Annotated in this window: 19 protein-coding genes; 13 read left to right on the top strand and 6 right to left on the bottom strand. The window is 37.0% G+C overall.

The features are described from left to right. Window positions 1–13 precede the first annotated feature (13 nt). A complete protein-coding gene (gene pepF / locus B2R82_RS13520) occupies window positions 14–1,825 on the top strand; it encodes an oligoendopeptidase F (RefSeq protein ID WP_286925361.1) in 1,812 nt (603 codons plus the stop codon). 411 nt (window positions 1,826–2,236) lie between these two features. Here pepF and B2R82_RS13515 read toward each other — a convergent pair whose 3' ends face one another. The 4 genes from B2R82_RS13515 to B2R82_RS13500 form a co-directional block, all read right to left on the bottom strand. After that, window positions 2,237–3,046, bottom strand: coding sequence for a DsbA family protein (locus B2R82_RS13515; protein ID WP_283870881.1), 810 nt, complete (start codon window positions 3,044–3,046; stop codon window positions 2,237–2,239). Continuing rightward, complete coding sequence (locus B2R82_RS13510) at window positions 3,039–3,446, bottom strand: globin (RefSeq protein WP_054770130.1); 408 nt, start codon at window positions 3,444–3,446, stop codon at window positions 3,039–3,041. The genes B2R82_RS13515 and B2R82_RS13510 overlap by 8 nt, the downstream gene beginning before the upstream one ends. Window positions 3,447–3,751: 305 nt before the next feature. Then, window positions 3,752–4,504: a lytic transglycosylase domain-containing protein gene (locus tag B2R82_RS13505; RefSeq protein WP_286925360.1), complete on the bottom strand. Its 753-nt coding sequence runs from the start codon at window positions 4,502–4,504 to the stop codon at window positions 3,752–3,754. A 32-nt stretch (window positions 4,505–4,536) separates the two neighbouring features. Next, window positions 4,537–5,136, bottom strand: a complete 600-nt coding sequence (locus B2R82_RS13500; protein WP_286925359.1) for a CYTH domain-containing protein — start codon at window positions 5,134–5,136, stop codon at window positions 4,537–4,539. 187 nt (window positions 5,137–5,323) lie between these two features. On the opposite strand from B2R82_RS13500, the gene B2R82_RS13495 reads away from it, so the two are divergent. The 6 genes from B2R82_RS13495 to B2R82_RS13470 all read left to right on the top strand — a co-directional run bounded on the left by B2R82_RS13495 (window position 5,324) and on the right by B2R82_RS13470 (window position 10,328). Beyond that, window positions 5,324–5,707 carry a hypothetical protein gene (locus tag B2R82_RS13495; RefSeq protein WP_286925358.1) on the top strand — a complete coding sequence of 128 codons (384 nt, stop codon included), beginning with the start codon at window positions 5,324–5,326 and terminating at the stop codon, window positions 5,705–5,707. Between the two features lie 62 nt (window positions 5,708–5,769). Next, complete coding sequence (locus B2R82_RS13490; RefSeq protein WP_286925357.1) at window positions 5,770–6,441, top strand: GTP pyrophosphokinase; 672 nt, start codon at window positions 5,770–5,772, stop codon at window positions 6,439–6,441. After that, the gene (locus B2R82_RS13485; RefSeq protein ID WP_286925356.1) at window positions 6,438–7,232 is read left to right on the top strand and encodes an NAD kinase; all 795 of its coding nucleotides are present in this window, start codon (window positions 6,438–6,440) and stop codon (window positions 7,230–7,232) included. Before B2R82_RS13490 ends, B2R82_RS13485 begins: the two co-directional genes overlap by 4 nt. A 1-nt stretch (window position 7,233) precedes the next feature. After that, window positions 7,234–8,142: an RluA family pseudouridine synthase gene (locus tag B2R82_RS13480; protein WP_286925379.1), complete on the top strand. Its 909-nt coding sequence runs from the start codon at window positions 7,234–7,236 to the stop codon at window positions 8,140–8,142. 354 nt (window positions 8,143–8,496) lie between these two features. Beyond that, complete coding sequence (mgtE, locus tag B2R82_RS13475; RefSeq protein ID WP_286925355.1) at window positions 8,497–9,873, top strand: magnesium transporter; 1,377 nt, start codon at window positions 8,497–8,499, stop codon at window positions 9,871–9,873. A 53-nt stretch (window positions 9,874–9,926) separates the two neighbouring features. Further along, window positions 9,927–10,328 carry a hypothetical protein gene (locus tag B2R82_RS13470; RefSeq protein WP_286925354.1) on the top strand — a complete coding sequence of 134 codons (402 nt, stop codon included), beginning with the start codon at window positions 9,927–9,929 and terminating at the stop codon, window positions 10,326–10,328. Window positions 10,329–10,392: 64 nt separating this feature from the next. Here B2R82_RS13470 and B2R82_RS13465 read toward each other — a convergent pair whose 3' ends face one another. Beyond that, window positions 10,393–10,917: a CotY/CotZ family spore coat protein gene (locus B2R82_RS13465; RefSeq protein ID WP_286925353.1), complete on the bottom strand. Its 525-nt coding sequence runs from the start codon at window positions 10,915–10,917 to the stop codon at window positions 10,393–10,395. Between the two features lie 133 nt (window positions 10,918–11,050). Between B2R82_RS13465 and B2R82_RS13460 the strand changes: the two genes are divergently transcribed. The 6 genes from B2R82_RS13460 (at window position 11,051) to B2R82_RS13435 (ending at window position 13,906) form a co-directional block, all read left to right on the top strand. Beyond that, complete coding sequence (locus B2R82_RS13460) at window positions 11,051–11,452, top strand: YhcN/YlaJ family sporulation lipoprotein (protein WP_286925352.1); 402 nt, start codon at window positions 11,051–11,053, stop codon at window positions 11,450–11,452. After that, window positions 11,453–11,908, top strand: coding sequence for a stage V sporulation protein AC (gene spoVAC / locus B2R82_RS13455; RefSeq protein WP_286925351.1), 456 nt, complete (start codon window positions 11,453–11,455; stop codon window positions 11,906–11,908). Beyond that, entirely contained in the window at window positions 11,902–12,897 is a 996-nt protein-coding gene (locus B2R82_RS13450; RefSeq protein ID WP_286925350.1) for a stage V sporulation protein AD, read from the top strand. Before spoVAC ends, B2R82_RS13450 begins: the two co-directional genes overlap by 7 nt. Window positions 12,898–12,913: 16 nt before the next feature. Further along, window positions 12,914–13,273, top strand: coding sequence for a stage V sporulation protein AE (spoVAE, locus tag B2R82_RS13445; protein ID WP_376781232.1), 360 nt, complete (start codon window positions 12,914–12,916; stop codon window positions 13,271–13,273). Window positions 13,274–13,338: 65 nt separating this feature from the next. Continuing rightward, on the top strand, window positions 13,339–13,530 hold the full coding sequence (locus B2R82_RS13440) for a YjcZ family sporulation protein (protein WP_286925349.1): 192 nt from the start codon (window positions 13,339–13,341) through the stop codon (window positions 13,528–13,530). Between the two features lie 127 nt (window positions 13,531–13,657). Continuing rightward, the gene (locus B2R82_RS13435; protein WP_283870892.1) at window positions 13,658–13,906 is read left to right on the top strand and encodes a stage VI sporulation protein F; all 249 of its coding nucleotides are present in this window, start codon (window positions 13,658–13,660) and stop codon (window positions 13,904–13,906) included. An 85-nt stretch (window positions 13,907–13,991) separates the two neighbouring features. Here B2R82_RS13435 and B2R82_RS13430 read toward each other — a convergent pair whose 3' ends face one another. Then, window positions 13,992–14,420 carry a GNAT family N-acetyltransferase gene (locus B2R82_RS13430; protein ID WP_286925348.1) on the bottom strand — a complete coding sequence of 143 codons (429 nt, stop codon included), beginning with the start codon at window positions 14,418–14,420 and terminating at the stop codon, window positions 13,992–13,994. Window positions 14,421–14,422: the final 2 nt, after the last annotated feature.

Below are 14,422 nucleotides of genomic sequence, written 5' to 3'. Positions count from 1 at the left end.
AGGGGGCTGGCACATGGCTAGTAACAAAGTTTTAGTAAGAAATGAAGTTCCAGAAGAGCTAACTTGGCGTTTGGAAGACATATTTGCAACTGACGCTCTTTGGGAAGAAGAGTTTAAGGAAGTCGCGGAAATTGCCAAGAAAGCATCTAGCTATGCAGGTACGTTAAAAAATGGAGCAGATGCTTTATTAGCAGTATTATCTTATCATGACCAGATTTATGAACGAGCAATGAAGCTTTACACTTATGCCCATATGCGTTATGACCAAGACACAACAAACAGCGTCTATCAAGATATGAATAGTCGTATTCAAACACTAGCGACTAGTATCTCAGCTGCCCTATCGTTTTTAACACCTGAGATTTTATCATTAAGTGAAGAAACAATAGAACAATATCTAAAGGAAAATAAAGACCTACAACTATATAAACAATCCTTAAAAGAGATAACGATGGCTCGTCCTCATATTTTGCCGGCGGAACAGGAAGCATTACTGGCACAAATGACTGAGGTAACAGGTACAGCTTCAAATACATTTGGGATGTTAAACAATGCTGATTTAGTTTTCCCTAAAGTGAAAAATGAAGATGGAGAAGAGGTTCAGCTTACACATGGAAATTATATTAAGTTTTTAGAAAGTAAAGATCGCTCAGTTCGAGAAAATGCTTTTAAAGCAATGTACGAAACGTATGGTAATTTTAAAAATACATTTTCTGCAACATTAACTGGGAATGTGAAAAAACACAATGTCAATGCACGCATTCGAAACTATGATTCTGCTCGTGAGGCAGCAATGTCCAATAACTTTATTCCAGAAAATGTTTATGATCAATTAGTGGAAACAATCCATAAACATTTACCAGCTATGCAACGTTATATTTCATTACGTAAAAAGCTATTAGGCGTTGATGAGTTGCATATGTGGGATTTATTTGTACCTCTTGTTAAGGAAGTAGAGATGAAGGTCACTTATGATGAAGCCAAGGATATTTTAGTGAAAGCTTTAGCACCACTTGGTGAGGAGTATCAAAGCATTGTACAGAGTGGTTTTGATAATCGCTGGGTAGATGTTTTAGAAAACAAAGGGAAACGCAGTGGTGCCTACTCATCGGGTGCATATGGAACAAACCCATATATATTAATGAATTGGCAGGACAATGTGAATAACCTCTTCACCCTAGCTCATGAATTTGGTCATAGTGTACACAGTTATTATTCACGTAACAATCAACCCTTTGTCTATGGAGATTATTCCATTTTCGTGGCGGAAGTAGCTTCAACATGTAATGAGGAGTTATTGAATGATTATTTACTGAAGACTATTGAAGATCCACAACAAAAAATATATTTATTAAATCATTGGTTAGATGGCTTTAGAAGTACTGTTTTCAGACAGACAATGTTTGCAGAGTTTGAGCATCGCATTCATCAAATGGATAAGAATGGTGAATCTTTAACGGCAGATCGTTTAACAGAGGTTTACTATGATTTAAATAAACAATACTTTGGTGAGGATATTGCTTTAGATGAGGAAATCGGCTTAGAATGGGCACGTATCCCACATTTTTACTACAATTATTATGTTTATCAATATGCTACAGGAAAATCAGCAGCTACGGCATTAAGCAAACAAATTTTAGAAGAAGGGGCACCTGCTGTTGAACGTTATATTAATAACTTCTTAAAAGCAGGTTGCTCTGACTTCCCAATTGAGGTATTAAAGGCGGCAGGTGTTGATATGAACGTGGCAAAACCAATTGATGATGCATGTAAAGTATTTGAAGAACGTTTAGATGAGTTGGAAAAATTATTGTTAAATAATTAATTAGAGAGGCTGTAGGAAAATTTCTACAGCCTTTTTTTGATCATTCGCCTACCAATAAAAAAGAAAAGAATAATGATTTTTTTTGATTTCTATATGTTTGAAAGTGCACATCTTGGAAAAATACTGTCTGTAATCGCTTTCTATTTGACAAATTTGTGAATCTACTATCGGTATCATTGCTAAATTTATTATTCCATGATAAAGTAAATCTTGTGAAATAAATCACAAAACAAACATACACCCCTTTGTTTGAACGTGAACATTTCTCCCATCCCCTTTGTGAAAAAGAGGCGTCTCTATCTGTCGAGGATAGAGGCGCTTCTTTATTTATATTTAAAAATATTCATTAAAAAATAGGGACCCAACAAAAAATGTCGAGTCCCTATTCTTTATGATAATAGTATAATTGCATTATTTAATACGCCATAGTGTAGCGTGATCTGTCTGAATTCGTTCAATCTTTTGTTGCAGCATACGTTTCTTTAATTCACGTTCAGCTGCTTGCTCAGTTAATGAGTAGATAAAAGCTACTTCATTTGTTGAGATTGTATGAAATTTGGAAAATAACTCTTCTATTGTTGGTAAGGGTTGACGTACAAGTTGTTCATCTAGCATCTCTTGTAAAATATGTTCATAAACTTCATAGGAATAGCTACCGCTAACTTTAAGCCCCTCATCTTCAATGCATTCATTAAAAAATACAATACTCGGCACTTCATCTACTTCCATTTCGCGTTTTATATATAAATCGCATTGGAAGGCACGTGCAGCTTCCTTTGAACCAAAATCTGCAGTGAATTCATTCATATCTAATTGAACATCTTCTGCAATTTTTAATAGTGTAGCATAGGAATTTACATCTTCATGGCTTAGTAATACATATTCTTGTAATTTCGACAAATAGCGTGCACCTGAACGTTTGCCCTGTAATTCAGCTGCTTTAATAGCGATAGAAGGCAAAACAGGGTGATTTATGTCGAGTTCAATACCTGAAATACATCCCTTTACACGCTTACTTAGACAATTTAATGACGAAAGCTCTGTGCTTAGGACAAAGCGCCATGTAAAGTAGTGGTTGTATTCAAGTTGTAATTTACGAAGAATAGCATGCATACTGTAAGCTTCAGGACAAAGTGGATCTACGAAAATATACAATTCAATAGGCTTATTAGCAGTCGTAATCACTGGAGTTGGCTCTTGTAGCATTTGAATATTATTCACGTAACAATTCCCCCTCATCGTCATTTGGCGTATTAATCATGTGATGAGCTGTTAATACTAAACGTTGATAATAAGTTTCGCGGAACTTCCCTTCCAACCCAACTTCATCCATTGCTTCGGACATACATTCAAGCCATGCTTGAGCACGATCAGGTGTAATAGCAAAATTCATATGCCGTGCACGCATCATTGGATGTCCATGCTCCTCAGTAAAAAGATTCGGACCACCTAAATACTGTGTTTGAAATTGAATTTGTTTGCGGGCTGTCTCTGTCAAATCTTTCGGAAAGATTGGAATAAGATCAGGATGCTGTGCAACTCTTTTATAGAACGCATGAATAAGTTCTGACAGTTTTTCAGCTCCCAGCTCCTCATAAGGAACAGTGTATTTTCGAGTCATAAGTTAAATGCTCCTTTAATTCTTTATATCGTAAAGTACAATTTTTGTATCTTCATTCACTAGAAGACTCTCAACTCTAAAGATGATGAGATGAAAGTTTGAACGCAACGTACGATCGCCAAGGCAGAAGTAATACTTTGTCATCAGGAAAATATGAAATTCTTGTGACTACCTTCATTCTATCAACGTCTTTTCGTTAACACAAACAAAGCGCTCTTTCGAAAGGTTTTTTGCTAGAAAAGCACAAATTTCACCAGCGTGGGTGAAATTTGTTGAAAAAGACCGTAATAACAGTGATTATGCTATTAAACTGTAAAATAATTCATTACTTTTTTGACATAATTCTGTGTTTCTTTGAAAGGTGGAACACCACCATATTTTGTAACACGTGATGCTCCAGCATTATAAGCAGCTAAAGCAAGCGTTGGATCATTATCAAATTTATCTAGCATTTGGCGTAAATATTTAGCTCCAGCCATAATATTTTGCTCAGGATCAAAGGCATTTGAAACCCCTAAATACTGAGCTGTTTTTGGCATTAATTGCATTAAGCCTTGCGCTCCTGCATGACTTAGAGCTAAAGGATTAAAATTAGACTCTTGTTTGATAACAGCAGCAATAAGCTTTTCAGGTACATTATACGTTGCTGCTGCCTTCTCAATGATTGAAGAATATTGATTTGCTCCTGATAATGAATTAGCATACGCTGTTGAACCGATCACATCATCTGAAACATATGAATCAAGCTTTGTACTAGATTGTGAGCTTGCTAATGCTGCTTGCACATAGGGAGGTACGAAAACGGCGTTAGAGCCCTTATATAATAAGGCTTGTGCGTTTTCAGATACGTTATTTTGAAGTGCAGAGGAACCATTTAATCCAAGTAGACTAGAAAGTTTTGCATGACTAGCCGTCGTAGCATCTCCAAGCAATTCGCCAATCATATTAGAGAACATCGAGCTACTGTCTGTTACAGAGTTGGAAGATGTGTTTTCTGTCGCTCCTAGTGTTTGCAATGCTTGAATTTCAAGTAACGTTTTAATTGACTGGATATCCAAGAAATTGGTCACCCTTTCCTGTTGATATTAGTTTAGCTATTCGTATTATTTTTTTCTGCTTGTAAAGCCTTCATAAAGCGTGCGATTTTCTTATCTGAAGCTTTTTTTTCAATTTGATATTGCTGTAGAAATTCGTCGAAAATCACATTTCCTTTTGTTGCATCTTTTGATTCATATTCTACCTCATAATCGTCACACTGCAAATAGAAAGAATGATCAAAAACTAGAAGACCGTCTTTATACGGTATTTCAACACGATCAGTTGTCAATGATCCAAAAACGGCTAGTTCATCAAGGGAAATATGATATTGAGCAAGTCTTTTTGCTACTTCGTGTGCATAAAAACCTTTACCCTCTATCGTTAGTTGAGCTTGCTCAGCAGTTAACACATCCGTTGTTTCTATGTGTGTGTGTGCCGCACTTTTTTCCTTTAACGTACACTCAAAATAATTGTCAATTTGTCTAATTCGTAGCCCGCTTTGTCTATTTTTTATCGCTTGAGAGGGCGTGTCGAAATAATGATTAGTTTGACGATGAATAGCATTTTCTTGAATGTGAAATTCTTGTAGTAAATGCTCATATTGTTGCTTTGTCAAAAGGTTTTTAAATTCAATTTCAAGTTGTTGTGCCATTTTTGTTCACCTATCTATTTTTATTTTTCTAGTTTTGTTCATAGGGCAATTTAATTTGAATCAAATTGCTGCTTAACATAGCTATTTTGAACAAAGTATTATTTCTTGATTTAACATTTACACACTGCAACTATTTACCCTGTATGATAAAATAAGAGGAAGAGTACGACGAAAAGGGGAACCGCATGTGCGTAAAATTTATACAATTGAAACATTGAATTTTGAAAACGATCATCTTCATTTTAGTTTAAACGACAATGAAGAAAATTTACAGTTAAAACCTGCTGCACAATTGATAGCAGATTCTGATGACTTTGCATTTATTTATTTACTTGATGCAGGAGAGGACTATCATTACTTGCGTTTTCCACCGAGTAGTTGGGAGAATCTTGTACATATTTTACAAAAAAAGCAAAATCCAAAGCTACAGCTAGGTGAAAAAGTGATTGAGCTTACAAATTTCTACGATGAATTAGAAATGCTCGTGTATAATATTGAAGGAAATTACAATTATGGAGCAGAATTTGTCCAAGCAGTGGAGCAACACTTTAAGACAATTCTCGCTGAATAAAAAGACAAAACGAACAGACGGTGTTGGTTTTGTTCGATACCGAATGTCGGGAGGTTTTTGCGATGGGACAATGGGAAATATTTTTAAGTCCTTATAAACAAGCAGTAGATGAATTAAAAGTGAAGTTAAAGGGTATGCGTTCCCAGTTTGGCATTGTCAATGCAAATTCACCAATTGAATTTGTCACTGGACGTGTAAAGCCTTTAGCTAGTATATATGACAAAACATTAGAAAAAGGACTAGCCTTTGAGCCCTCTAAACAATTAGGCGATGAGCTGGGAGATATTGCTGGCCTTCGAATTATGTGTCAATTTGTAGATGATATTTCGACAGTGACGGAACTTATACGCCAACGTAAAGATATGCGTGTAGTAGAAGAGCGCGACTATATTACACATAATAAACCAAGTGGGTATCGTTCCTATCATATGATTGTAGAGTATCCTGTAGAGACGATTCAGGGGAAAAAAGTAGTTTTGGCTGAAATTCAAATACGAACACTAGCCATGAATTTCTGGGCATCTATTGAGCATTCATTAAATTATAAATATAAAGGGATGTTCCCAGAGGAAATAAAAAATCGTCTTCAAAGTGCTGCAGAGGCCGCTTTCCGTTTAGATGAGGAAATGTCATCCATCCGCAGTGAGATTCAGGAAGCACAGGCTTACTTTAGTGAATACAAAGAAGCATCGAATCCTAATTTACTATCTGAGAAGGAGCGTGACATACAATGAAATTTTCCATTCAATCACGTAGAGATGCACAATCGAACGAATTAATGGAGCTAGCCAAAACATATTTACAGGATTTTGGCCTAACATATGAGGAGGAATCACCAGAAATTGTTGTTTCTATTGGTGGGGACGGTACGTTATTACATGCTTTTCATCGCTACTCACATTTATTAGATCAAGTTGCATTTGTGGGTATCCATACAGGGCATTTAGGTTTTTATGCTGACTGGAAGCCATCTGAATTAGAAAAGCTTGTTCTCTCTATTGCCAAAAAGGATTTTAATGTAGTGGAGTATCCTCTATTAGAAGTAAAAGTAGAGCATCATAATGCGGAATCCAATACGTATTTAGCATTGAATGAAGCAACAGTAAAATCACCTGATGTCACATTGGTAATGGATGTAGAGTTAAATGGTAATCAATTTGAACGTTTCCGTGGAGATGGCCTTTGTGTATCAACGCCTTCTGGTAGTACTGCCTATAATAAAGCCCTTGGAGGAGCTATTATCCACCCAACACTAGCGGCACTACAAATCACAGAAATTGCATCCATTAATAATCGCGTTTTCCGTACAGTTGGTTCACCGTTAATCCTACCAGCGCATCATCACTGTATATTACGTCCTGTTAATGATCAAAACTTTAATATGACTGTGGATCATTTGCAAGTCACACAAGGCGATGTGAAGTCAATTGCCTTTAATGTAGCAAATGAACGTGTCCGCTTTGCCCGTTTTCGTCCATTCCCATTCTGGGAGCGAGTGCACGAATCATTTGTCGCAAATGAATAAGATGGATACAAGATTTACGCTACGTTTTATTGCAGAAAAGGAAGGGCAAATATTGCGGGAAGCCTTACAAGAGTGGCGAATCTCAAAGCGAGCGTTAACAGCCATTAAATTTGATGGTGGCTTATTAACTGTCAATAAAGTGGAATGCAATGTCAGACATATCTTACACATTGGCGATCAGGTTGAGGTGAAGTTTCCTCCTGAAGAGAAAAGTGAAGGTCTAGGTGTTGAATATGGTAATCTTTCCATTGTTTATGAGGACGATGCTATTTTAGTCCTTAATAAACCAGCCTATCAAAGTACCATTCCCTCAAGGGAGCATCCTTCTAACAGCATAGCCAATCTAGTATGCGGTTACTTTCAACAACAAGGTCTAGCATCTACTGCTCATATTGTGACGAGGCTTGACCGTGACACCTCTGGTTTACTATGCATTGCTAAACATGCTCATATTCATCATTTAACAGGACTTGCACAGCGCAGTGGGGAAATTTCCCGTCAATATGAAGCAATTGTGCATGGACATGTTGGTCAGGATATACAATCCATTATTATGCCTATCGGACGGAAGGATACAAGTATTATTGAACGAGAGGTTCGTGAGGATGGTCAATTTGCTCATACAGACTTGACCGTTTTACAGCGTTTTAATTTTAATAATAGGCCCATGACTCATATAAGATTAAAGCTTCACACGGGTCGTACACATCAAATAAGGGTGCATATGGCCTATCTAGGACATCCACTTATTGGGGACGAACTTTATGGTGGTAGTCGAGAACAGTTAAATAGACAAGCTCTACATTGTGTCTCCTTAGCTATGCTCCACCCGTTGACAGGAGAAAGTCTTCACTTTACAAGTGCATTAAATGAAGATATGCAACGATTAATTCCTGACTCCTTGGCTTGACCATAATCAGTCATAGTGTCAATTATTTTCAGTGAAAACTATTGCTGAAACATGTTAAATAATCAAGGAGATGTTCGCGCAATCGGGCATCTCCTTATCGTTTTACTGTAGCGAGAAAGTGAACGATACAGTGAATAATTTTTTTAACGTTATGTTTACAGAAATTATAATCATTGTAGGGTATAGTAAGATAGAATCTTCTATAAACCGGAATTGAAGTTTTCGCTTAAGATTAGTTTCAATTGTTTGAAATAAAAAAAGGGTTTGCAGAAAAGGCATCATACACTCTATTATATAGAAGGTAGATTTGCGGCAACCTATTAAAGATTAAATGCTCGGAAGGAGGGGACAAGCATGATAGAGGAAAGAAATGAAAAGGATGATGTGCAATTCGACGAAGCACATTTACGAGAAATGCTGGAAGCACATGATATTGATGCATTCCGTGAAGAGTTTTTAGAGCTTCATCCATATGATCAGGCAACGTTTTATGAGAAGGTGGAACCTGATATAAGGAAGATCATCTATTCATTCTTGGCTCCGACTGAAATGGCTGATATTTTTGAGGCAATTGAAATAGATGATGATGAATATACTGCATATCTAGCAGAGATGGAACCTTCTTACGGTGCTGAAATGCTTTCACATATGTATGCAGATGATGCGGCAGACGTATTAAATGAGTTAGATACAGAGCAACGTGAAAGCTATTTAGGCATGATGGATGAGGAAACGGCTGAAGAGATTAATGAGCTTCTTAGCTATGATGAATATACAGCCGGTTCAATCATGACAACAGAGTATGTTGCAATTCCAGAAAACTCGACAGTTCGTTCAGCTATGACCATCCTAAGGAAAGAGGCGCCAGATGCAGAGACTATTTATTATATATTTGTTGTCGATGAGGCGCATCGTTTAACAGGCGTTATTTCCCTTCGTGACTTAATTATTGCAGATGAGGATACGTTAATACGCTCTATTATGAATGAACGTGTTGTGATGGTGCATGCAGGAGATGACCAGGAAGAAGTTGCTCAAATTATGAAGGATTATAATTTCTTAGCAACGCCAGTTATTAATGATAAGGGCGTATTACTTGGCATTATCACAGTCGATGATATTATTGATGTTATCGATGAAGAAGCTTCAGAGGATTACTCGAAATTAGCGGGTATTTCCGATATGGATAAATTCGATACGACTTCCTTACAGGCTGCAAAGAAACGCTTGCCATGGCTTGTGATACTACTTTTCTTAGGTATGCTTACAGCAAACTTAATGGGGCAATTTGAAGCAACATTAGAAAAGGTTGCGTTACTTGCAGTGTTTATTCCACTTATTTCAGGTACTTCTGGAAATAGTGGTACACAGGCTTTAGCAGTAGCAATACGAGGGATCGCAACAGGTGATGTAGAAGAACATAGTAAGCTAAAATTGTTAGCACGTGAGGCAGGCACAGGCTTAATGTCTGGGGTCGTATGCGGTTTGATTGTTATTGGCATTATCTATATTTGGAAGCAAGAGCTCTTATTAGGAATGTTGGTAGGGGCAGCGTTATGTGGTTCAATTTTAGTAGCAACACTTGCAGGCTCTTTTATTCCACTTCTAATGCATCGCTTGAAAATTGATCCAGCCGTTGCATCAGGTCCTTTTATAACAACATTAAATGATATTACAAGTATTTTAATTTACTTAGGTTTGGCAACAGCATTATTAAGTCAAATAGGCTAAGAACCAAATCACTCACCTTTGCATATTGTATGAAAAAAAGGGAAGTGAGTAATGTGGATCGTGAACCACGCTTATTTATAAAATCACCATCATATTTCCTAAATATTTCTAAGGTGTTGCATGAACTCGATTTGGAAGAAAGTACATCTGTGTATGTAAGGGATGGCTATTTTACTGTGCAGCCTGTGGAAGAAAAAGAAGAAGTGATTGAAGAAGTCCAAATAGATCCCTATTTACTAAAGCAACTTCAATTTTTAGAAAAACCATTTCGACAAAAAGCGTATCAGCCATTATTAATTTGTTTAAAAGATGGTAGAAAATTAAGCGGTTCAGCGTCAGAGGTACAGATCGATTCATTAAAGCTTACTTCTTTAGAATTGAAGACACAAGAAATTATTTATTTTGAGGATATTGATCAAATATTTTGGCGAGGAAGAAAATTGCCAACCCTATGAAAAAAGTGTACAGCAGAGGATGCTGTACACTTTTTTATGTGTAGTGTGTCAAAGGAGAAAAGATTTAGTCACATATCCCTAAGTCAACATCAGCGATACATTGTACTGCGCAGAAGCAAGATAAATCTACAGTAATACAGCTCTCAGTAGAATTCCAATCATCTACTTTACAGATTTTTTTCATGTTGACACAGCAGCCATCCCGGCTTAATAAATCTACTGTACTTTCGCTAGAGTCAAAAGAACATAAAGGCTCTAACACACGTAATGTAGCACAGCACTCATCAAACATATCTTCTACACGGAAGAAGACAGATGTACAAATACATGGATCTGCTGTTGGAGAATTAAAGAATGCTTTAAAAGGAGTACCATCTTTTGTAATTAACATGAATACACGTGTATCTGCATGAGAGCGTGCAGGACTTACAATGCCTCCAAGTGGTTCTAAGAAGCAGTTAGCTGTACATGGTTGACACTCTTCTCTCACCGCTTGATTTTGAATATCTAATATAGCGCGAACTACGTCACAAACGCAGCCTGCTGAATGGATTGGTCCAATAGGATTTGTTGGCTTACCACAACCCATATTGTCACCTCCTTTCCTCGTTACTACTTCTACAATATGTCCTTATGAAAAATGGACACGGGCTTTTGTATGTATCGGCAAATGAATAGTTTTTTTATGTATGGAGAAACTTTAAACAAAAGGAGGGAGAGACTTGAAGCTACTCGGATTAATGGTACCTCTATTAGTCAGTTTGTCACTATTAAGTGGTTGTGGTGAAAAAGAAAAATTCGTTATCTACGGTTCGTCAGAAAACAAAAAAGATGTTGAATCCATTTTAAAAGAAGATTATGTGGAAAAAACAACGGTTATTCAATATGACGATAGTATGCTTGTAGCAGTTCAAATTAAACCATGGGATAAGTGGAGAAAGACTAAATTAGAGAAAAAATTACAAAAGAAATTTGATAAAAAATTCCCAAATAAAGAAGTTTTCGTTTCAGCTGATTATAAAATTTATTATGAAGCCAATAAAATAAAAAAGGATAAAGTTGAAAATAATATACTTAGCGATAAAATCACTGAACTGAAAAAACTTGCAAAGGAGGAGACATAAGTGGAAAAAGAGCAATATAAGCAACTTGAACAAAATGTTACACCAAAGCCACCCATTTTAAAGAATGTTGTTAAGGCATTTTTTGTCGGAGGTCTCATTTGTACAATTGGTCAAGCTGTGTCATTGTTTTACATCATTTTCTTTAATTTTACGGAAGCAACAGCAGGAAATCCTACAGTTGCTACAATGGTCTTTTTTGCCATGATTTTAACAGGCTTTGGCTTATATAAAAGAATTGGTCAATTTGCTGGTGCAGGATCTGCTGTGCCTGTCACAGGTTTTGGTAATGCTGTTATATCGGCAGCTATTGAGCATCGATCCGAAGGGTTAGTACTTGGTGTTGGTGGGAATATATTTAAATTGGCTGGATCTGTCGTGTTATTTGGTGTAGTATCTGCCTTTTTTGTTGCACTTATTAAATATATTTTAGTGACGATTGGAGTGGTTTCATGGTAATTGTTTTTCAGTCGAAGCCATCCTTAATAACAGGTGGTGTTGTAGCAGGTCCACTTGAGAAACGAAGCATATTTAGCCAATATTTTGATGCAATTTATGATGATGAGCGATGGGAAATGAAAACCAATGAACAGGGACACCGAAAAATGGTGGAGGAGGCCTGTGAATTTGCCATAAAAAAAGCGGGGGTGCAGAATCCAGATATTGATTATTTAATGGGTGGTGATTTAGTCAATCAAATGACACCAACCAATTTTGCGGCTAGAGATTTAGCCATCCCCTTTGTTGGGTTATTTTCTGCATGTGCGACCTCCATTTCTTCAGTGATTATAGCGAGTCTTTTAACAGAGGTCGGTGCAGCTAATTTATCATTAGCAGGTGCATCGAGTCAGCATAATGCTATAGAGAGGCAATTCCGTTATCCCATTAATTATGGCTCCCAAAAACCTCAAACTGCACAATGGACAGTAACAGCTGCAGGGTATGCCCTAATTGGTAAGCACCGTGAGGAGTACCCTTCTATAGAGGCAGCAACTGTCGGAAAATCTATTGATTATGGGATGGATGATCCTTTTCATATGGGTGCAGCAATGGCGCCAGCTGCTTTCCAAACAATCCAATCTCATTTAGAGCAGCGTAATCAAAAAATGTATAATTATGATCTAATTTTAACAGGCGATTTAGGTCAGCTTGGCTTGAAGCTATTAAAGGGAATGCTTGTAGATAGTGGCATAAAAAATGAAGAACTCACGATATTACGTGATGCAGGTGCAGAGTTTTACGGACAGGATGAATCATTCCAATCTGGTGCAAGTGGTGCAGGCTGTTCGGCTGCTGTTTTTTTTAGTTATGTTATCCAACAAATGCGAGCGGGTGCCTATAAGCGAGTGCTTCTTGTCGCAACAGGGGCATTACTTTCTCCACTTTCATTTCAGCAAGGTGAAACAATCCCATGTACGGCACATGCAGTTGAAATTACAATGAAATGAGGCAAAAACTATGGTAATGACATTTGTGTTTGCATTTATTGTCGGAGGTATTATTTGTGCTATTGGTCAATTAATGATGGATGTTGGTAAACTAACACCTGCTCATACGTTAAGTACATTAGTTGTGGTGGGCGCTATACTAGACGGTATGGGATTGTATGAACCCCTTATTGATTTTGCTGGAGCTGGAGCTACTGTGCCAATTACATCCTTTGGAAACTCATTAACACATGGGGCAATTGCAGAGGCAGAAAAACATGGGCTTGTAGGTGTATTAACGGGTATGTTTGAAGTAACCAGTTCGGGTATCAGTGCAGCTATCGTTTTTGGCTTTATTGGAGCATTAATTTTTAAACCAAAAGGAAATATCGACTAGACGAATAACCCTCCCATTTCTACACCGAAAACATATTATAGGTTGTAGAAGGGAGGGTTGCTTTTATGGGATATCAAGGCTGGTGCGCTCAACCATATGGAGGTAATGTTGGTAGCTGGAACAATAATTATTGCGGAGGCAATGACTATGGTGGCTATTGCTATGGAGGCTATGGCGGTGGCAATAGTTCAACATTTGTTCTAATTGTTGTTCTTTTCATCCTGTTAATTATCGTAGGCGCTACTTTCGTAAATTAATGTTGCATTAGATAAAGGGCTTTAACTTTTCTTTGGAATTTTTAAAATAAGTTAAAGCCTTCACTAGTTGCTTTGACATGCATACAATAGTAGAAACTAAACTGATTTTAATGATAGGAGGGGAAACATGAATCGCTCGTTTTTTAATTCAATTGAACAAAAAACAGGAGTATCAATGGAGGAAATTTTCGCATTAGCAAACGCTATTCAACATGCTGATTTTAAAAGTGAAAAACAAGTAAGAAAAATCGTAAGACGTGTAGCTAAGGTGTCCAATAGACAAATAACTCAAGAGCTAGAGGATAAATTAGTACAATCTATTATTCAAGATGGAGCTTCACTAGATTTAGATAAAATTACTAGAATGATGAAATAAGATGAATGTACTATTAATCAAAGAAATATTTGTAGACAAATAAGGGTGTTACGATATGCCAAGGCATTATCGTAACACCCATTTGTTAAATTTCTTTTTCCATAGCACGATGCGGAATGCCAGCATCCATAAATTCAGGTGAAGTAACTGTGTAGCCAAGCTTCTCATAAAAAGGGATAGCATAGCTCTGGGCATGAAGCTTTAATTTTTGTTTATTCATGGAAATGGCGTGTTTCTCCATTTCCTTCATAATTAAAGCACCAAGTTTTTTTCCACGTTGGTCTTGCAAAATGCAAACACGTTCAATTTTAGCAGCTTCATTTTCGATACTACGTAAACGTGCAGCACCAACAGGTTTGTTGCCCTCATACATAATGAAATGCGTTGCAGTTGCATCCTCCGCATCACATTCAAGATGAAGCGGAACACCTTGTTCTTCTACAAAAACTTTTTTGCGCACTGCAAACGCATCATCATGTTCTTCCTTTGTCTCCACTATCTTAACGTTGTACAAAA

Origin of the sequence: Lysinibacillus sp. UBA6686, from assembly GCF_002455205.1 — a bacterium.
Lineage (GTDB): Bacteria > Bacillota > Bacilli > Bacillales_A > Planococcaceae > Lysinibacillus > Lysinibacillus pakistanensis.
Note: the sequence above shows the minus strand (reverse complement) of the source record. Positions and strands in the feature narration are given on the sequence as shown.

Coding starts and splice junctions, on each gene's coding strand:
- B2R82_RS13450 (WP_286925350.1), top strand. CDS start 11,902: ATGGTAATTGTTTTTCAGTCGAAGCCATCCTTAATAACAGGTGGTGTT.
- B2R82_RS13435 (WP_283870892.1), top strand. CDS start 13,658: ATGAATCGCTCGTTTTTTAATTCAATTGAACAAAAAACAGGAGTATCA.
- spoVAE (WP_376781232.1), top strand. CDS start 12,914: ATGACATTTGTGTTTGCATTTATTGTCGGAGGTATTATTTGTGCTATT.
- mgtE (WP_286925355.1), top strand. CDS start 8,497: ATGATAGAGGAAAGAAATGAAAAGGATGATGTGCAATTCGACGAAGCA.
- pepF (WP_286925361.1), top strand. CDS start 14: ATGGCTAGTAACAAAGTTTTAGTAAGAAATGAAGTTCCAGAAGAGCTA.
- B2R82_RS13500 (WP_286925359.1), bottom strand. CDS start 5,136: ATGGCACAACAACTTGAAATTGAATTTAAAAACCTTTTGACAAAGCAA.
- B2R82_RS13480 (WP_286925379.1), top strand. CDS start 7,234: ATGGATACAAGATTTACGCTACGTTTTATTGCAGAAAAGGAAGGGCAA.
- B2R82_RS13490 (WP_286925357.1), top strand. CDS start 5,770: ATGGGACAATGGGAAATATTTTTAAGTCCTTATAAACAAGCAGTAGAT.
- B2R82_RS13465 (WP_286925353.1), bottom strand. CDS start 10,917: ATGGGTTGTGGTAAGCCAACAAATCCTATTGGACCAATCCATTCAGCA.
- B2R82_RS13510 (WP_054770130.1), bottom strand. CDS start 3,446: ATGACTCGAAAATACACTGTTCCTTATGAGGAGCTGGGAGCTGAAAAA.
- B2R82_RS13440 (WP_286925349.1), top strand. CDS start 13,339: ATGGGATATCAAGGCTGGTGCGCTCAACCATATGGAGGTAATGTTGGT.
- B2R82_RS13485 (WP_286925356.1), top strand. CDS start 6,438: ATGAAATTTTCCATTCAATCACGTAGAGATGCACAATCGAACGAATTA.